The organism is Sphingobacterium spiritivorum, from assembly GCF_016724845.1.
GTDB classification, from domain to species: domain Bacteria; phylum Bacteroidota; class Bacteroidia; order Sphingobacteriales; family Sphingobacteriaceae; genus Sphingobacterium; species Sphingobacterium spiritivorum_A.
The window spans coordinates 515,056-534,808 of record NZ_CP068082.1 but is presented as its reverse complement, the minus strand read 5'-3'; the positions used below and the strand labels follow the sequence as shown (position 1 = coordinate 534,808).

At 42.7% G+C, this 19,753-nt stretch carries 10 protein-coding genes; 5 read left to right on the top strand and 5 right to left on the bottom strand.

What is annotated here, in order from left to right:
* Window positions 1-903 carry a PorP/SprF family type IX secretion system membrane protein gene (locus I6J03_RS02135; RefSeq protein WP_003010782.1) on the bottom strand — a complete coding sequence of 301 codons (903 nt, stop codon included), beginning with the start codon at window positions 901-903 and terminating at the stop codon, window positions 1-3.
* A 106-nt stretch (window positions 904-1,009) separates the two neighbouring features.
* Window positions 1,010-10,927 (bottom strand): BspA family leucine-rich repeat surface protein, encoded by a 9,918-nt coding sequence (locus tag I6J03_RS02130; protein ID WP_201694117.1) that lies wholly within the window; start codon window positions 10,925-10,927, stop codon window positions 1,010-1,012.
* Window positions 10,928-11,736: 809 nt separating this feature from the next.
* Here I6J03_RS02130 and I6J03_RS02125 point away from each other — a divergent pair.
* Window positions 11,737-11,958 (top strand): cyclic nucleotide-binding domain-containing protein, encoded by a 222-nt coding sequence (locus I6J03_RS02125; RefSeq protein ID WP_003010792.1) that lies wholly within the window; start codon window positions 11,737-11,739, stop codon window positions 11,956-11,958.
* 60 nt (window positions 11,959-12,018) lie between these two features.
* Window positions 12,019-12,768: an alpha/beta hydrolase gene (locus tag I6J03_RS02120; protein ID WP_201694116.1), complete on the top strand. Its 750-nt coding sequence runs from the start codon at window positions 12,019-12,021 to the stop codon at window positions 12,766-12,768.
* Window positions 12,769-12,781: 13 nt separating this feature from the next.
* Here the strand turns inward: I6J03_RS02120 and I6J03_RS02115 are convergent, their stop codons facing one another.
* Window positions 12,782-13,630, bottom strand: a complete 849-nt coding sequence (locus I6J03_RS02115; protein WP_232279813.1) for an NmrA family NAD(P)-binding protein — start codon at window positions 13,628-13,630, stop codon at window positions 12,782-12,784.
* Window positions 13,631-13,713: 83 nt separating this feature from the next.
* On the opposite strand from I6J03_RS02115, the gene I6J03_RS02110 reads away from it, so the two are divergent.
* Window positions 13,714-14,085, top strand: a complete 372-nt coding sequence (locus I6J03_RS02110; protein ID WP_201694115.1) for a winged helix-turn-helix transcriptional regulator — start codon at window positions 13,714-13,716, stop codon at window positions 14,083-14,085.
* A 127-nt stretch (window positions 14,086-14,212) separates the two neighbouring features.
* Here I6J03_RS02110 and I6J03_RS02105 read toward each other — a convergent pair whose 3' ends face one another.
* Window positions 14,213-15,469, bottom strand: a complete 1,257-nt coding sequence (locus I6J03_RS02105) for a DEAD/DEAH box helicase (protein ID WP_232279814.1) — start codon at window positions 15,467-15,469, stop codon at window positions 14,213-14,215.
* Between the two features lie 161 nt (window positions 15,470-15,630).
* Here I6J03_RS02105 and I6J03_RS02100 point away from each other — a divergent pair, with 161 nt between their 5' ends.
* Complete coding sequence (locus I6J03_RS02100) at window positions 15,631-16,938, top strand: putative oxidoreductase C-terminal domain-containing protein (RefSeq protein ID WP_003010800.1); 1,308 nt, start codon at window positions 15,631-15,633, stop codon at window positions 16,936-16,938.
* Between the two features lie 65 nt (window positions 16,939-17,003).
* Here the strand turns inward: I6J03_RS02100 and I6J03_RS02095 are convergent, their stop codons facing one another.
* Window positions 17,004-18,275, bottom strand: a complete 1,272-nt coding sequence (locus I6J03_RS02095) for a DUF819 family protein (protein WP_003010802.1) — start codon at window positions 18,273-18,275, stop codon at window positions 17,004-17,006.
* A 184-nt stretch (window positions 18,276-18,459) separates the two neighbouring features.
* On the opposite strand from I6J03_RS02095, the gene I6J03_RS02090 reads away from it, so the two are divergent.
* A complete protein-coding gene (locus I6J03_RS02090; protein WP_003010804.1) occupies window positions 18,460-19,740 on the top strand; it encodes a Gfo/Idh/MocA family protein in 1,281 nt (426 codons plus the stop codon).
* Window positions 19,741-19,753: the final 13 nt, after the last annotated feature.

Below are 19,753 nucleotides of genomic sequence, written 5' to 3'. Positions count from 1 at the left end.
TTACAATATTGAAAAGTTGTCTTTTCCAAAGCGTATAGCAATCCCCAGTTCATGTGTGCTGTTGGTGATATATCTGTTGAGGTCTTTGTTTTTGAGATTTTGCTGATAACTGTATCCTATACGCAACTTACCCAGATTAAATTCCGCCATACCCATCAGATCTCCGCGCTGGCGGTAACCTGCACCAATTCCGATCTTTGGATGGAGATAGAACATTGCTGAGGCATCAAAAAGTAATCCGGTAACTTCTCTGTAGCTTATCAGTAAATTGGGACGGAGCCGGAATCCGTCATTCAGCGGAATTATCAATCCTCCGGAAAGATAAAATGTGTTATCTTTTCCGAACTGACGTACATATTGCGAATCTTTGGCTCCAAATATTGCTTTTGGCATCGAAAATCCTACATAGTACCGGTTGGGCGATATTAATGTAGCCGAAAGACCATATAATAATGTTCCGTACTGTACATTCTGAAAAGCCGGGTCTCCGGGATCTAAAGGATTGAAGTCTCCCTGCTGATGCGTATAGCCGAGGTTGACGCCTAATCCGAGATACTCTGATTCGGAGATCTGTAAACGCTTGGTGAAACTGGCTGATATTTCGGTATTGCGTTCTACACCAATCCGAAATTGTTTTGCATTGATCCCCATGATTATGCCTGCATTTCCTACACCGATATTGCCACTGAACCAAAGGCTTTTGGGTGATCCTTCGAGACCGGCCCACTGGTAGCGGTATACCATCATAGCATCGCCTTCACCTTTATCTAATAGTAAATTGGCGGATGGACTGAGTACTTTTCCGAAACTTCCTGATAGCGCAGGATCAATATATTGTTGTCCAAAGGACAGATTACTAAACAGCATCAGTGCTGAAGCTGATAAGATATACTTTAATTTCATTTTTCTTTTTTTGAATTTATGTCCTGAGGTTTTAATGCTGAAAATCTCAGGACCGATGGGATAAGAAGCCGGAAGAACAGTGTATGCTCTTCCGGGATTTTAAATGCTAATACCGGACAACAAAGAATCCTTTTTCATGATGCCATTTGTCATCTATTTTGACCTCCAGAACATAGAAATATGTTCCTGAAGGCACTTTTCGGCTTGCCTTTATTCCGTTGAAACAATTGGTTTCATTGACATACCCGCGAATCTTCTGGATCAGATTGCCATTAGCATCGAAAATTACGATCTGGTTTTCGGGATATTCGTTGATTCCTTCGATACGCAGATATTCGTTGATCCCATCTCCGTTTGGAGAAACTGCTTTGTGTACACGTACAGGAAGTTTTGCTCCCGGTTCGTTGTGTACTCTCAGTTCACGGGTTACAGGATCTGCAGCGATATAGTTATCATCTCCCGGTTGCTCTGCTCTGATGAGGGACAGACCTACACCCCGAATGCTGACTTCCTGACTACCTGTTACTTCTGCAACCAAATTGTTGTCACTGAATATTTTTATCGGAAGCGGACTGTTGCTGCTGATATTCAGTTTCACTGTACCAGCATCCGGATACAGCGGTGCTATCTCTTTGAATGTGATAACCTGTTTTGCTTTATTGATCTTTAGTGTAGCCTGTAGCGAGAAACTGTTGTAGTTGCTGCCACCGTCTATATTAGCGGTTACAATATAGCTGCCTGCATTGGTTTGCCCGTTGCCGGTATAGCTAACGGTGACACCTGCCGGAAGATCTCCTGATATCAGTATTGATTTTGCTGTTCCGTCATAAATAAAGCTTGCATCATGCAGAGAAATGGTATACAGGGTTATTTTTGAAATCAAAAACTCTGCTTTAGTAAAGTCAACTATATAGTTTGCTCCTGCATCCAGCGTACCTTGCCCGATGTAATAGGTGCCTACGGCTTCTCCTGGCGCTCTGGATAAGGCTCCTTTAATAACAGATGGCTTGTCACCGTTTACCAATCCGGTTACATTGTACGTCAACACCGGATCGGCTGTGCCATAGAATTTTGTTTTGTCATCCGCAACGATTTTCAGCTTAGCTTTGGAAATGATAAAGGACGCTTCTGTATATTTAATAGTATACCCTTTTGCACTCAATGTTCCCTGTTTAATAGTATAATTTCCTGCCTGCTCTCCGGCTACTCTTGACAAAGTCCCTGTAATGATGCTTTGATCATCGCCATTTACAAAACCTGTAACTGTGTAAGTCAGTACAGGATCGATTGCTCCATATACTTTGGACTTGGGATTAGCATTAATGAGTAATATACCTCCTGTAATTGTAAAGTCAGCACCGGTGTAAACAATGTCATAATTGTTTCCTGCGTCCAGGGTGCCTTGGGTTATAGGATAGATACCGGCAGTTTCGCCTGCAGTTCTTTTTAAACCTCCTGTGATAATGGATTGATCGTCACCGTTTGCTAATCCGGTAACGGTGTAGGTCAACGCAGGGTCAACCGTTCCATATACTTTGGATTTGGCATCGGCTATGATGTTCAGGGTTGCTTTGGTGATGGTAAGATCTGCTCCGGTGTAAGTGATGTCGTAGTTGGCGGTTGTTGCCAAAGTGCCTTGCTCGATGGCATAGGTGCCGATGTTTTCGCCTGCTACTCTTGTCAATGTTCCGGTAAGGATGCTTTGATCATTTCCGTTTTCAAATCCGGTTACGGTATAGGTCAATGCCGGATCTGCTGAACCGTATACTTTGGATTTGGCATCTGCTCTAATAATTAAGGTCGCTTTAGTGATATTAAAATCCGCTGCGGTGTAGGTAATATCGTAGTTTGCCGTAGTTGCCAATGTTCCCTGCTCAATGGCATAGGTACCTACGGCTTCGCCTGCTACTCTGCTCAATGCTCCTGTGATCACCGTTTGATCATCGTTGTTTGCCAGTCCCGTTACGGTGTAGGTCAACGCAGGATCGGCTGTACCATATTGTTTGGTTTTTGCCTCTGCAACAATGTTCAGGGTTGCTTTGGTGATGGTAAGATCAGCACCCGTGTACACGATGTCGTAGTTTTCAGCGTCCAAAGTACCTTGCTCAATGGCATAGGTGCCTACGGCTTCGCCGGCAGTTCTGCTCAGTGTGCCTGTCAGTGCCGTCTGGTCATCGTTGTTTAGAAAACCTGTAGCGGTATAGGTAAGGGCAGGGTCTGCTGTTCCGTATTCTTTGGACAGGTCATTGGCCGTTACTGCCAATGTGGCTTTGTTTATGGTTAATTTGAGAATAACATCCGGTGCAGGATTGTAGGTTTCGTTGCCCGCCTGTTTTGCGGTAATATTAACTTGTCCTGCTTTTTTGATTTTGAGTTTCCACTTGTTGCCGTCGGCACTGTCCTGAAAGACTTCGGCTATGCTGTTGTCCGCAGATACATAGCTTACTTCCAGTCCTGAACTTGCGGTAGCAGTTGGTACAAATGGTATATCACCGTAGGTTTTGACCATATCACTCGCCATAATGGTTTGGTCCAGCCCGCAGCTTTGTCCACTCGGGCTATCTCCTGTAATGGTCCAGCCTTTGGCGTTGGTCAATGTTGTTCTTGCCTGCACGGCATTGGTGCCGTATTGTCGACCTGCGGCTCCGAGGCTGCGTCCTGAAGGGGGGCCTGGGTTAGCTGCCCATCCGTTAAGGGTAAACGAATAGTTCTGGCAATCCATTCCCGAATTGTCGAGCATATTGACCATATTTACAGCAGGGTTGAGCTTCCATTTGCCTATATTTTGGTTAAAGGCTTTAGCCCCGGAAAGCATAAATGCCATATTAGTTACATTGGCGGTATTCCAACTGTTTATATTTTGGTTAAAAGCAGTGGTATTTGAAAACATACCATTCATATTGGTTACCTGAGAGGTATTCCAATTACCAATGTTCTGATTAAATGCAACGGCATCTCTAAACATACCACCCATGTTGATTACATTTTGCGTATTCCAGCTGCCAATGTTCTGATTAAAAACTACAGCATTATAAAACATCAAAGACATATCGGTTACCTTTTGCGTATTCCAGCTGCCAATGTTCTGATTGAAGACACTGGCATCTCTGAACATACTATTCATAGTGACTACCTTTTGTGTATCCCAATTGTCTATGTTTTGGTTAAAAGCTTTGGCATTTGAAAACAAATTACTCATATTGGTTACCTGAGAGGTATTCCAATTACCAATGTTCTGATTAAAAACTAATGCATTATAAAACATAAAACTCATATTGGCTACTTTAACAGTATTCCAATTGCCGATAGGCTGATCAAAAACAGTAGCACCATAAAACATATAACTCATGTCCGTTACATTCTGCGTGTTCAAGCTGCCTATGTCCTGATTAAAAGCCGAAGCTCCAAAAAACATATAACCCATGTCTGTTACCTTTGCGGTATTCCAGTTGCCAACAGGCTGATTAAAGGCCGAAGCTTCATTAAACAGACCTCTCATGCTCGTTACCTTTGCGGTATTCCAGCTGTTAATATTGGCTGGTCCGGTAAGGATTGTACATCTATCAAACATAGATGACATGTCTGTCACCTTACTCAGGTCAGGCACATCAGTAGCGGTAATATTCAGGTTGCTACATCCGAGAAACATAGTCCCCATTGAAGTCCATTGTGCAGTACCCCATTGGAGAACGTCGGTCAATTTTAATCGCTCAGGGTTCTGCTGCAGGTCTCTGATTTTAATTGCTTTGAGATGCGTAGGTTTTAGGTTCAGGGTAATAATTTCGTTTGCAGGCAGGCCGGAAATATTAACTTCGTAAGTACCTGCTGCAATTGTTCCGTTACCTGTACTGCCTCCCGAGGCCATCCAGAAATAATTTACTGACTGACCAGGAGAAATGGTTGGATAAAATATGATCGTATTGCCGGAGTTTGGCTTGCTCATGTCCCATACCGTGACAAAATCTCCTGTTGCCGCCGTAATGCTAAAGTTGGCACCGGTGTAGGTAATAGTATAGTTTTCTGCATTTAAAGTTCCCTGTGCGATAGCATAGGTGCCTACGGCTTCGCCGGCAGTTCTGCTCAGTGTTCCTGTCAGTGCCGTCTGGTCATCATTATTTACAAAACCTGTAGCGGTATAGGTCAGGGCAGGATCTGCAGTGCCGTATTCTTTGGACAGGGCATTGGCAGTAATGGCCAATGCAGCTTTGTTGATGGTTAATTTGAAAATAACATCCGGTGCAGGATTGTAGGTTTCGTTGCCCGCCTGTTTTGCGGTAATATTAACTTGTCCTGCTTTTTTGATTTTGAGTTTCCACTTGTTGCCGTCGGCAATGTCCTGAAAGGTTTCGGCTATGCTGTTGTCGGCAGATACATAGCTTACTTCCAGTCCTGAACTTGCGGTAGCCACAGGTACAAAAGCTACATCGCCATAGGTTTTAACCATGTCGGTAGCCTTAATGGTTTGATCGAGCCCGCAGCTTTGTCCACTCGGGCTATCTTCTGTAATGGTCCAGCCTTTAGTGGTAGTCAATGTTGTTCTTGCCTGCACGGCATTGGTGCCGTATTGCAGACCTGCGGCTCCGGGGCTGCGTCCTGAAGGGGTGCCTGGGTTAGCTGCCCATCCGTTAAGGGTGAACGAATAGTTCTGGCAATCCATTCCCGAATTGTCGAGCATATTGACCATATTTACAGCAGGGTTGAACTGCCATTTGCCTATATTTTGGTTAAATGTTTGTGCATCATAAAACATGCCGGACATATCAGTGACCTTTTGCGTGTCCCAGTTACTTATATCCTTATTGAAGGTACGATTGCCTGAAAACATATAGCTCATGTTGACTACATTTGCGGTATTCCAGTTGCCAATAGGCTGATTAAATGCTTGGGCTCCACTAAACATGGAGTTCATATTGGTTACATTCGCAGTATTCCAGCTGCCAATAGGCTGATTAAATGCTTGGGCTCCACTAAACATGCCGAACATATGAGTGACCTTTTGCGTATCCCAGTTGCTGATGTTTTGATTAAAGGCATAAGCACTTGAAAACATTATACTCATGGACGTTACTGCGGCAGTATTCCAGCTGCCAATAGGCTGATTAAATGCTCGGGCATCCCTAAACATGGAGTTCATATTGGTTACATTCGATGTATTCCAGTTGCCAATAGGCTGATTAAATGCTCTAGCTTCACTAAACATGGAGGACATATCGGTTACACTCGCAGTATTCCAATTGCCAATAGGCTGATTAAATGTTCTGGCATCACTAAACATGGAGGACATATCGGTTACATTTTGTGTATTCCAGCTGCCAATATTTTGATCGAATAGTCTGGCTCCTTGAAACATACCTCCCATATTGGTTACATTTGATGTATTCCAGTCGCCTATATTTTGGTTAAAAATGCGTGTACCATAAAACAGATAGAACATATTGGTTACATTGGCTGTATTCCAGGTACCTATATTGGCGGGGCCATTGAGGGAGTAACATCCCTGAAACATACGGGACATATCGCCAACATTGCTCAAATCGGGTACATCAGTTGCGGTTATTTTTAGGTTATGACAGTCGATGAACGCATTTTTCATTGTACTCCATTGTGCCGTACCCCATTGTGTAACATCTGTCAATTTTAATCGCTCAGAGTTCAGCTGCAGGTCTCTGATTTTAATTGCTTTGAGATGCGTAGGTTTTAGGTTCAGGGTAATGATTTCGTTTGCAGGCAGGCCGGAGATATTAACTTCGTAAGTACCTGCTGCAATTGTTCCGTTACCTGTACTGCCTCCTGAGGCCATCCAGAAATACTCTACTGACTGACCCGGAGAAATGGTTGGATAAAATCTGATATTATTATTGATGATGACTCCCCATTCATCTGGCTTACTCATATCCCATACCGTGACAAAATCTCCTGTTGCTGCCGTAATGCTAAAGCTGGCTGCTGTGTAGTTGATGGTATAGTTTTCTGCATTTAAAGTTCCCTGTGCGACAGCATAGGTACCTACGGCTTCGCCGGCAGTTCTACTCAGTGTGCCTGTCAGCGCTGTCTGGTCATCATTATTTGCAAAACCTGTAGCGGTATAGGTCAGGGCAGGATCTGCAGTGCCGTATTCTTTGGACAGGGCATTGGCCGTTACTGCCAATGCAGCTTTGTTGATGGTTAATTTGAAAATAACATTCGTTGCAGGATTGTAGGTTTCGTTGCCCGCCTGTTTTGCGGTAATATTTACTTGTCCTGCTTTTTTGATTTTGAGTTTCCACTTGTTGCCGTCGGCACTGTCCTGAAAGGCTTCGGCTATGCTGTTGTCGGCAGATGTATAGCTTACTTCCAGATTGGAGCTTGCGGTAGCTGTTGGTACAAAAGCTACATCGCCATAGGTTTTGACCATGTCGGTAGTGGTAATGGTTTGGCTCAGTGCGCAGCGTTGTCCGCTTGGGCTGTCGCCTGTAATGGTCCAGCCTTTGGTGGTGGTCAATGCTGTTCTTGCGGTATGAGCATTGGTGCCGTATTGTCTGTCTAAAGCTCTTAAATTACGTCCTGAAGGGGTGTTTGGGTTATTTGCCCAGCCGTTAAGGGTAAGCGAATAGTTTGTACAATCCAGGCTTGAGTAAGACAACATGTTGGTCATGTTTACAGCAGGATTAAGCTGCCAGCTACCTATGTTTTGGTTAAATGTTTGTGCATCATAAAACATATATGACATATCGGTTACGTTTGCTGTATTCCAGTTGCCAATGTCTTTATTAAATGCCTGATTAGCTCGAAACATATATGCCATATCGGTTACGTTTGCTGTATCCCAGTTGCCAATATCTTTATTAAATGCACGATTATCTGCAAACATAAAGGACATACGGGTTACTTTCGATGTATTCCAGCTGCTGATGTCCTGATTAAATGCCCGGGCATTCCAAAACATTCCCCCCATATAGGTTACGTTTGAGGTATCCCAGTTACCTATGTTTTGATTGAAAGCTACTGTGGAATAAAACATTCCCCACATATTGGTTACATTTGCGGTATTCCAACTGCTGATATCGCCATTAAAAGCCCCGGTATATTGAAACATATATGACATATTGGTTACGTTTGACGTATTCCAACTGCCAATATTCTGATTGAAAACCAGAGCAGATGAAAATATTTTTGACATATTGGTCACATTTGCCGTGTTCCAGTTGCTGATGTCCTGGTTAAATACAGAAGCATTCTCAAACATGGCTTCCATATCGGTGACCTTTGAGGTATTCCAGTTGCCAATATTCTGATTGAAGGCACGTGCTTCTCTGAACATATACGCCATAGTGGTTACATTTTGCGTGTCCCAATTGCTGATGTCCTGATTGAAACGGGTTGCCCTGCTAAAGAGCGTGATCATATTGGTGACATTTGACGTGTTCCAGCTTCCTATGTTGGCCGGACCAGTGAGAGAGGAACAGTCCGCAAACATGCCGTTCATACTGGTTACCCTGCTCAGGTTCGGCATGTCTGTAGCCGTAACATTGAGGTTAGAACACTGTAAGAAGGCATTTTGCATAGTGCGCCATTCGGCGGTTCCCCATTGGGCGACATCGATAATACGGGGCTCATTAAGAATGATAACTGATGCCAGATTCTCAGGTTTTATGTGGAGTGTAATCGTTGGCTTGTTGGCAGGTATGGTAATTCGGAGGCTACCTGAAGTGGTAACGGTGCCACTACCGGTGCTGCCATCGGGAGCTGTCCAGAAGTATTTGACCTGATTGTTTGGGGATGGCAATGTAGTAATTTTGACGGATGATATTATTGTATGGGTAGTTACTTTGGTCATGTCCCATACGGTAATAAAATCTCCGGGCGCATTGGTGATGGTAAAATCTGCTCCGGTATAGCTGATGGTATAGTTAGCCGCTGCCAGGTTTCCCTGTGTAATAGGATAAGTGCCTACGGCTTCACCAATAGCTCTTTTCAAAGTACCAAAAATTACTGTCTGGGTATCGCCATTTACCAATCCATTGGTCGTGTAGGTCAGTACAGGGTCTGCCGCGCCGGATTCTTTTGATTTGGCATGGGCTGTGACGGTTAAGGGTGCTTTTTCTATGGTGAGCTTAAAGATGACATCCGTTGCCGGGTTATAGGTTGCGTTACCTGCCTGTTTTGCGGTAATAGTTACTGTTCCGGCTTTTTTTATTTTTAGTTTCCATTTGTTTCCGTCGGCTGTGTCCTGAAAGGCTTCGGCTATGCTGTTGTCCGCAGATACATAGTTTACTTCCAGTCCTGAACTTGCGGTAGCAGTTGGTACAAATGGTATATCTCCATATGTTTTGACCATATCGGTGGCCGTAATGGTTTGGGATATGAGGGTCATTTCAAATGCGCCGATGTCTATTTTTGTTCCCTGGAAACGTGCATTGCCTGCAAGGTCTTTGTCTGTACTAAGGTTGCCTCCTGTGTTGGTATACAGGATGTTGTCGCCTTTTTCGATAAGGGGACTGCCTGCTATTAAATTGAAATTGTCATCGGCTGTACCGAGGATGCCGTCTGCGCCATTCGGATTGTTGAAAAGCTGCGCTACATTGATGTTGGTAGCATCCAGATTGCCGTCTGCTGTACTGCTAACCCCTTGTACCAGGCTGTTTTTTATAATGAAGCCACCGGTGAGTTGCCCACCTTGATTACCCCAAATCACTGAATTGTAGATGTTGCAACCGGATGTACTATGTATGCCTCCTGCCCAGCTTGTGGTACCTCCTGTATTGCCGTACAGTATGCAGTTGGCGAGTGTAAAACCGTTTCCAGGACCGTTGTTGTTATGGTAGATAGCACCTGCTCCGGCTGTAAGTGCATTGTTTTTTACAAAGAGGGTGTTGTAGATTTTTGGTCCCGAGTCGCTGTTGAATAGGGCTCCTGCACGATTGGCCGTGTTGGCTCTAAAGATGCTGTTGGCAATTTTGGGATGGGATTGGTTGTTGTATATTGCGCCTCCTGAATTTAAAGCTGTATTAGCTGCAAATATACAATCGGTAATAATGGGTGCAGATGATTGGGAATTATATATGGCACCGCCTGATGTATTTGCTTTGTTGGAAGAAAGGGTGCTTGTGGTAATATTAGAATTCGATTGGAGGTTGTATATGGCACCGCCATAATCAGCCGCCAGGTTGCCTGTGAAATTGCAATTGCTGATCTGTATGAATGATGATCTGTTGTAAATTCCTGCACCGCTATCCTGTTCAATAGATAGTCCGTCCACGGTGATGGAGCTGGTGGTGTTGCTGGCATTTCCTCCGGTAATGGTGAAGCCGTTGAGTTCATCTGTATTGGTGTTTCTTACGCTGATGAGTACATGGCAGGCATCATTGCTACTGGCTGTGCCGTCATGGTCCAGATCGCCGCTTAATATGCTTTTGTTGGCCGAGATGCTCAGGTCTCGCTGGTCCGGACTGGTTTCAGTTCCGGCAAAACCACCGTAAAGTTTTACATTTTTTACCAGTAGAAAGGAGTTGTTTTGTGCATCCGGAGTTCCAAAATTGCTGTCGGCAGGGCTGTACATGGGGTTATAGGTGCCGCCTGCCACCCATATTTGTTTTACCTGCGGGTTGGTGGCCACTGCATTGTTACTTTTCGCAAACAGGAGTGCATCTGCCAGTTCGCCAATGGGATTGTTCCAGCTGTCGCCTGTACCGGTTGCTCCTTTTTTGACGTATAGTATGCCATTGGTATCTGCTGCGTAGTTGTTGGCTGCCCTAAGCGGTGCTTTTGCGGTAATACTGCTGGCTGTAGGGATGCTTGTGACAACAGCCGCCTGGGAATGTATGTTGTTTTTTCCGGCTGAAAGCTTTGTTAATGGATGTGTTGTGACTTTTGAGGAGCCTGAATGCTCTGCCGGCTCTTTATTGGCTGTAAGGGGGGTGCTTTCAGTACGTTTGTGTGTAGCCTGTTTGTCTCTGCTGATCAATGTGTGGGTTGCCCCTAAACTATTGAAACTGATCAGAAGGATTAGGAGGAGGGTTGTTTTGAGTGTGTTGAAAATAAGCATAACGTATATAAATCTCTTTGGCGGCATCCTATTGTAGCAGTTCAATTAAAAGGGATGAAGCGTATTGAATAATAATTATACCGACACAAAAACGGTGGCGATTGAAAGATGGTAGATGCAGAGTAATGATATGACTACGGTTTTTATTAAGTGAGTACGTGTTATTCGTATCGCTCCAAGTAATGATACTCCCTAAAATCGTTGCCATCATGTGCCTTTGCTGTATTATCAGATGCTTCACTTAAAGCGGTAATCATATTGAGCTGAATACAATTGTTTTCAGCAAAAAAAACTGTGTATACCAGGAAGAGTGTCCGATTCTCCCTTTGGAAAGCTGCAAATAATTATATGAGCCCAAAAAGGAGATAGAATAATTACCCTTATTCTAATGAAAGGTAGCAATCTGCTTTTAAGCTTCGTATGATTACATGAATCAACAATCTTTTATTATCAGATGTATACCTAACAATAAAAGATATATTTGGAGATATTTATATGTTGTCGAAGAAGATAATTTATATATACCTCAAATAGTTTTTTTTGTTTACAAAAATAATGTCATTAAATATTATAAAATATTCGAATCAATCATTTTAATGTTCTTTAAGTGCAAAACATAGAATAGCGTAACCTTAAAAGAAGTTCCGCATGATTCAGTCTGCTTATATGCATTGTTTAACCTTTGGATGTTAATTGAGTTTAGGAATGGGGTATAATAGTTGTATTATAAAGCCTAATAAGGCTTTATACTTGTCTGATGAAAATATTGATTTTTTTAGAAGCTTACGCACACATACTTGTCCGGATAAATGGCACTAACTGATTTTGAAAAATACGGAGAACTTTTTCTGGCCGAAAAGCGTATAGAAGATATTCTGTATTATGCTCCCGAAGAGAGATACTTGCGGTTGCTGAAAGAATCACCACTTTTATTTCAGCACATCCCCCAGAAGTTCATTTCAAGCTATCTGGGCGTGACACCGCAGTCGCTAAGCCGGATCCGAAGACGATTAATGAAGAAGTTACCTTAAGTTAATCGGGAATTACTTTTGGCTGTTTAATTTTATTTTGTCACAAATGAAATAAATAATATGGCAACAAAAGATTTAACCATTATTTTGGTACATGGTGCATGGGGAGACGGCTCACATTGGCGAGGAGTGATCCCTACTTTAACAGATGCAGGATATAAAGTCCGTAGCGTTCAGAATCCGTTGACTTCTTTAGAAGATGATATTGCTAAGACTACAGATATTATCAATGCGCAGGAAGGTAAGGTATTATTAGTCGGCCATTCGTATGGCGGGACTGTAATTTCAGGCGCGGGAAATCACGACAAAGTGGCTGGACTTGTATTTATAGCCGCTTTTGCTCCGGACAAAGGAGACAGCCTTGTAGGTTTACTTGGAAGACGTCCGTCTTCGGGAGGTACAAGCATCTATCCGGACGATAAAGGATTTTTATGGATCAAATATGATGAATTTCATCAAGCGTTCTGTCAGGATTACGATGAGAAAGAATCGTTAATTATGTCGCTTTCACAACGTCCTATCCATGGCCAGTGTTTCGGTGATATGGCCGGAGATCCTGCCTGGGCTGTAAAACCCAGCTGGTATCAGATATCGGATGCTGATCATATGATTCCTCCGGAAACACAGCGGGAAATGGCTGAAAGGATGCAGTCAAAAAAAACTATTCATCTGGATGCAGGACATGCTTCATTGGCTTCACATCCCTCAGAAGTTGCCACTTTGATATTACAAGCAGAGAAACAGTTTAATAATAGTAACGTATCGTTGTCAACCGGCAACGGTACGTTTTCATTATTGCTTGTTAGATAAGCTTCAGGTAATATTATTCCCCTGCAGCAGTCTGAAAATTATTATTCACAAATGTCGTGAATGAAACAGGTGGACGCCGCAGTACTTTTTCAATTCCATCGCCAATATTTGCATTTCTGCCATCGAGTATTTCCTCAAATGCTCCGATCATATGAGTGGCAAGGTCTTGAGGTAGACCATGTTTTACCAGAAGCTCATAATAATTGTCCGCATTTGCATGTATATAGCGAACCGGTTTTCCTTTAGCTGCGCCTATTATCTGTACCGCCTCCTCAAAACTATATAGTGTAGAACCTGTCACTTCGTAAATGTGATGGTCATGTTTGTCATCAATCAGACACTGAACAATTACGTCTGAGAGATCTTCCAGATCTACAAAAGGTTCTTTCACCTTGTCTGCCAGAAAAGTAAGTTCGCCATGCTGTATACCAGCTGCAAAATGACCTTCTGTAAAATTCTGATTGAACCACGCAGATCGGACTATTGTCCACTGTAATCCCGAATTTCTTATAACATCTTCACATTTTATAACAGATTGCTGCCCTCTTCCTGAAAGAAGAACCAGTCTGGTGATGCCCATTTCCACTGATTTCTCCGCTAACTCTTTGATCTCTGTATACGCTTCTGGCATGGAAGTATCCGGATGAACAATGTATATACTGTCAATATCTTTTAAAGCTGCCTCCCATGTTGAGGTATCTTTCCACTCAAATATGCGGACATCTGCCTGAGCTGTGTTCTCTTTGCGAACTGTAGAAAATGTAGGATAGTTCAGTCCCCTTAGTTTGCGGACTACACGGCTTCCGTTTTTACCCGACCCGCCGATAACTAAGATTGTCTTATTGTTTTTTGTGATTTCCATATTGATCATGATTTTTATTGCACCAAACAAAAATATAGTTTTAACTTGCTGATCAATCGGGTACTATAACAGAGTATAGTAATATGGAACACAGTCAAATTGAACATACGGATTGTCCTCTACAGTCATCGAGGACATTAATGCTTATAAAAGATGCATTGGATACTATTCAGGGAAAATGGAGGATACGTATAATAGCTGTCTTACTGGATGGTCCGAAGCGTTTTAGAGAACTTTCAACAGAACTTGAGACGATTACAGACAGAATGCTATCTCTGGAATTGAAAAATCTGGAAATAAATATGCTAATCTCAAAAAAAATAAAATCCAGATATCGTACGGAAATGGAATATGAGCTTACACGTCACGGGTATACACTTAAACCAGTGATCAGTGAACTGATTGCCTGGGGAGACTTGCATCGATCGAAAATAACCGAAAAGCTTATAAAATAATAAGGTTATAGTAAAGCTGGAGTATTATAGAGTTAATAAAGGTGCATCAAAGTAGCTTTAAAATAAAATTCTCTGCATTTTTTGAATTCAAAAAATGCAGAGAACTGTTCCTTAAGTAGTAGAAGAATTAATCTTTTGTTTTGAATTTTCCTCTTCGGAACGGTTTTTTACTTGCGCCCGATCTGGCTTTGCTTCTGTTTTTGTCCGTGCCAGGTTTCTTAGCCGCTTGTCCGGGTTTCTTCGGAGAGATATGTAAGCTGTAAGGTTGATCTTCTACTCTTGGTATTTCCATACGAATGGATTTTTCAATATCCAGCAGATAAGCGTATTCTTCATCATCACAGAATGAAATTGCTTTTCCGTCTTTTCCGGCACGTCCGGTACGACCTATACGGTGTACATAAGATTCCGGGATATTTGGAAGATCAAAGTTAATCACATAAGAAAGATCATCGATATCAATCCCTCTGGCTGCGATGTCTGTAGCTACCAATACACGAAGTTTGCGATCTTTGAAATTACTCAGTGCATTTTGTCTGGCCGATTGCGATTTGTTGCCATGGATAGCCGCAGCTTGTATACCCTGTTTTGCCAGATCTTTGGCTATACGATCAGCACCATGTTTCGTTCTGGAGAATACCAGTGTATGTTCAATATTTTCGGATTTGAGCAGATGCGTAAGCAGGTGACGTTTGTCTGATTTGCTGACAAAATAAACCGACTGTTGTATTTTTTCTGCGGTGGTAGATTCCGGCGTTACTTCTACTTTACTAGGCTCTTCGAGAATATGAGAGGCCAGTTTTTGAATCTCTGCCGGCATTGTTGCCGAAAACAACAAGGTCTGTCTTTTTTTCGGAATGATAGAGATCACCTTTTTCACGTCATGGATAAATCCCATGTCCAACATTCTGTCCGCTTCATCCAGTACGAAATACTCCAGTTGTTTGAGATCTATAAACCCTTGATTGTACAGGTCCAGTAAGCGTCCCGGAGTCGCAATCAGAATGTCGATTCCTTTTCTTAAGGCATCACGCTGCGGTTGCTGCCCCACACCACCGTATATGACCAGATTGCGGATAGGTAATTCTTTAGAGTATGCATCAAAATTTTCTTTGATCTGTATCGCTAATTCACGCGTAGGTGTCAGTACAAGCGTTCGTATTCTTTTTTGAGCCGTTTTTTCTTTGGAATAAGTCAGCATCTGCAGGATTGGGATGGCAAAAGCCGCTGTTTTTCCTGTTCCCGTCTGCGCGCAGGCCAGTAGATCTTTACGCTGAAAGATGATAGGGATTGCTTGTTCCTGAATAGGTGTGGGATTCTGATATCCTGAAGCTTCCAATGCCTTCAGGATGGGTGCTATAAGTTTTAAATCTTTGAATTGCAAATTGTTGAATTTTATAATGCTGACTTTTTTGTCAGTATCAATCAGCTGCAAAGGTAGTTAAAAGAATAACTGTTTTTTGTTTTAAATAAAAATGTAATTTTGGTTCAATTTTTTTGAGACTAATAATCAGCAACATTGCTGTATTTCGCCAGACGGTAATTATGAAACATTTTTTTAAAAATATAGCTATTCTTGTCCTTTTAGGGGGAATACTCTCCTGCCAGGAACAATCGCATATCGCACTTGTTGTGATCAATCCTCAGGATAGTACCACACATACCGTGGTCCGTTCGATGGCTGATCAGCTGGATACACTGGTAACAGTCTTTAACCCTTTGTATTCGCCCTACCTGAAAGATAACACGACCTTCCGTGTTGCAGAAACCCATACCACAGATATAATGGGGGCATTGCTGTCCGGAGGTAAAGCTAATGTTGCATATGTAGGCGGTTTCAATACAGAAAGAGGGGTATTAGGTGAACGGTTAACGGCAAATGGTATTACCGTACTTTCACGGCAGCCTCTTGTGGCAGGCAGGCTGAGTATGCAGTATCTGCAAAACATGTATCGTTCGGCAGCAGAGACAAAAGCGCTGATTTACGATCTGGTCCCTGCACGGTTTTACGAAGAAGCTGTTATTGTCAAAGCCTTATTGACGCAACAGGAGTTTTCAGGTGGATTGATCGCAGGTTCTGAAGACGCTCCGGCTATTGTTATGACAAGACACTTGAATTTTGTAGAGTGGAAAGATGGGAATATGATCCAAAGACCGGTCTGGTTTTTTGATGTAAATATGCAGGGAGACGGATTTTCGGGACTTGCTCCTTATCTTGATCTTGTTAACTGGATTACTTTGCCGGAACAAAAACTGGATTATGCAGCAGATGTCAAACTGTTAAAGTCCAGAAAATGGCCTGCATTGCTAAATAGGTATGAATTTGCGAATCTGACCGGACAGCAATCCTATCCTGATGAACTGAAAACGTATATAAATCCGTACAATGAGCTGGCTGTTTCTTCGAATGCGGAAATTCGTTATCTGCTTCGCGGCAAAGCCGTCTCTGTTGCTGTGGATTGGGATTACGATTCAGAAGAAAACAGGGGCGACACTTTTGAAGGTATACTGCAAGCCGTTAATTTTACTGTTGAAGTCAAATCAGAAGACAGACATAATATCATTTACATAACCCCTAAAGAATCAGTAGGCAAGCAGGTTTTTGAGCAAAAACTTCAGGAAATTCTTGCTAAGACCGGTATACAGGCTGTTAATTTTGAACAGACAGCTGCGGGTAAGTATAAGATCTTATTACCGGAAGGAAATGACAGGAATCCGGATAAGTATATGGCAAGTTCTGTCAGGACTTTTGTTGATTATTATAAAAAGGGTAGGGTTCCTGAGTGGGAAACATCTTTTATACTGGCTAAATATCAATTGATATCCGATGCTGCAAAACAGTCAGCACCTTAAAAAGAATAGCGCAAGGCACGAGCCCTGCGCTATTTTTAGTTAAACACTCTTGTTGAAAATCAGTGTTACTGAAATAATCCGGAGACATATTGCATGAGCAGACCACAGATATAACCTCCATAGGTACCAACTGCGTAGCCCAGCACTGCAAGTAAAACACCTACAGGAGCTAAGTATTTGTTAAATGCTGCCGCCACAACAGGGGCAGATGCTGCTCCGCCGATATTCGCCTGACTGGCCACAGCCACATAAAAGAAGGGCGCCTTTATTATTTTAGCAACACCGAGCATAAGAATAATATGGATCAGTATCCACACGACTCCTACTAAAAAGAATACAGGATTGTCCAGTAATGCTTTGATGTCCATTTTCATACCGATGGTAGCGACCAGAACATACAGCAGTATAGATCCCATATTGGACGCGCCGTAATTCTCAAGCTTTCGTGCTCTTGTAAAGGAAAGAACCATTCCTATGGTGGTTGCGACAATAATAACCCAGAATGTAATGCTCGTCAGGGAATACTGTTCAGAAGCGGGCCAGGTTTCTTTAAACCAGGGACCGATAAAATTACCCAACAGGTGAGCAAGTCCCGTTCCGGCAAATCCTACACCTAATACGGTAAACCATTGGGCTACCGATACATCTTTGACTCTTTCTGCCAGATGAATAGATTCCAGTCGTCGTTCAAGATTTTTGAGTGATGAGGTGTCAGCTTTGAAAAAAGCATCTATCTTTTCGGATTTTTGAGCACCATAGATCAATAATCCCATCCAGATACTGGATATTAATACATCTACTGCCACCATTTGCCCGAATAAAGATTCTGAAGCACCGAAGACTTTAAACATGGCGGCCTGATTGGCACTTCCTCCGATCCAGCTCCCAGCAATAGCTGCGAAACCTCTCCAGGTCTCTTCTCCGTTGAAATGCAGAATGGACGGAAATACACTTCCAATCAACGCAATAGCAATAGGACCGCCTATAATAATGCCGATCGCTCCTGTAAAAAACATAATCAGCGATTTGCTTCCTAATTGTTTAAGGCCCTGAATGTCGATGCCGATAGTAAAGAATATCAAACTGGTAGGAAGCAAATAGGTAGAAGCCATTTCATCCAGCTGCGACACTTCTCCATTGATGATATTAAAAGAATTCAGAAGCGCGGGTACAAAGTAACAAAGCACAAGAGAAGGACAGTATTTGTAGAACTTAGCCCAAAAGCCTTCTTTTTTACTGGAAGTATAAAAGATAAAACCCAGAATTCCCATTAATAAGCCGAAAACAACGGCATCATTGGTAATAAGAGGTTGTACAATTGGTAATTTTTCTTCCATAGTTGTTTAGAATTGATGATTAGTGGGGTGAAGTTATGTATTATTTGTAACTTATCCATTGATTTGATTTAAAAAATGCACAAAAACGCATTGCTGATTTGTAAAATTATAGTGATGGATATTTGAAATATACCCGGCTTATTTTTTATGTAAGGTGAAAATTGTTAATTTTAGAGTTCTATAAATGAATGAAATGAACCAAGACAGAAGAACCTTTATCAAACAAAGTGCGGTCGTGGCTGCATCACTGGCAGCAATCCCCCATCTGGGTTATGCTACTTCCGCAAAAAAGATCAGAGTCGGTTTGATCGGATGTGGCGGAAGAGGAACAGGAGCAGCTTCTCAGGCGTTGGCGGCAGATCCTCAGGTAGAAATAACGGCCCTGGCTGATATTTTTCCAGATCAGTTAGAACATGCGCTTACTACTCTTCGTGAAATAGATGCAGCGCGTGTCCATGTGGATGATAAAAATAAGTTTGTAGGGTTTGACGCATATAAAAAGCTTATAAATTCGGGGGTAGACGTTGTATTGCTGTGTTCGCCTCCAAATTTTCGTCCCGATCATCTGGAAGAAGCGGTGAAGGCCGGTAAGCATATCTTTTGTGAGAAACCTGTAGCCGTGGATATTCCGGGTATTCACCGGGTGAGTAAAGCGGTAGAGCTGGCAAAGCAGAAAAAACTCAATATTGTCTGTGGTTTTTGCTTTCGTTACTCCACCCCAAACCGGGAGATTATCAAACAAGTCAGAGCTGGTAGTATCGGGGATGTAAAGGGGCTGTCTACTTTTCGTTACGGAGGAGAACTTACCTTCAAGGACAGACAACCTTCCTGGAGTGATCTGGAGTTTCAGCTTCGCAACTGGTTGTTCTATACTCGTTATTCAGGAGATATGCTGGTGGAGCAAGCCATTCACAGTGTCGATTTTATGTCGTGGGTGATGAATGACGAACTGCCTAAACTGGTGACAGGTACGGGAGGAAGACAGGCTAAGCCTTGGGATAAATTTGGCAATGTATATGATCATTATGCTGTAGAATATGCTTATGCCGGAGGATTGAAATCTTACCATTTCAGCAGGCAGCAGAATGGGACTACATCACGTAACAGTGTCGATGTGATGGGGACACAGGGGCAGGTTGATGTCAAACTGATGTCCAGTTATGAAGTGCTGGGTGAACATCCGTGGAAATTTACGGGCAGACTCAACAATATGTATCAGACTCAGCATGATGAACTGTTTGCTGCTATCCGCAACGGACAAGTCATTAATGACGGGGATTCAATGACCAAATCAACGCTGTTGGGAATCTGGGGAAGAACTGCGGCTTACACCGGCAAAGCCATCACTTATGATGAAATAATGAATTCTCAAGTCGTATTGGGGCCGCATTCGGATGAATTTGACTGGAATATGAAAGTAGATCAGTTACCTATTCCCCGTCCGGGATTAACAACTTTTGGATAATATCTGAACAGAT

Excerpts from the sequence above, each read along its gene's own strand:
- I6J03_RS02135 (WP_003010782.1), bottom strand. The coding sequence starts at position 903 with ATGAAATTAAAGTATATCTTATCAGCTTCAGCACTGATGCTGTTTAGT.
- I6J03_RS02130 (WP_201694117.1), bottom strand. The coding sequence starts at position 10,927 with ATGCTTATTTTCAACACACTCAAAACAACCCTCCTCCTAATCCTTCTG.
- I6J03_RS02125 (WP_003010792.1), top strand. The coding sequence starts at position 11,737 with ATGGCACTAACTGATTTTGAAAAATACGGAGAACTTTTTCTGGCCGAA.
- I6J03_RS02120 (WP_201694116.1), top strand. The coding sequence starts at position 12,019 with ATGGCAACAAAAGATTTAACCATTATTTTGGTACATGGTGCATGGGGA.
- I6J03_RS02115 (WP_232279813.1), bottom strand. The coding sequence starts at position 13,630 with ATGGAAATCACAAAAAACAATAAGACAATCTTAGTTATCGGCGGGTCG.
- I6J03_RS02110 (WP_201694115.1), top strand. The coding sequence starts at position 13,714 with ATGGAACACAGTCAAATTGAACATACGGATTGTCCTCTACAGTCATCG.
- I6J03_RS02100 (WP_003010800.1), top strand. The coding sequence starts at position 15,631 with ATGAAACATTTTTTTAAAAATATAGCTATTCTTGTCCTTTTAGGGGGA.
- I6J03_RS02095 (WP_003010802.1), bottom strand. The coding sequence starts at position 18,275 with ATGGAAGAAAAATTACCAATTGTACAACCTCTTATTACCAATGATGCC.
- I6J03_RS02090 (WP_003010804.1), top strand. The coding sequence starts at position 18,460 with ATGAATGAAATGAACCAAGACAGAAGAACCTTTATCAAACAAAGTGCG.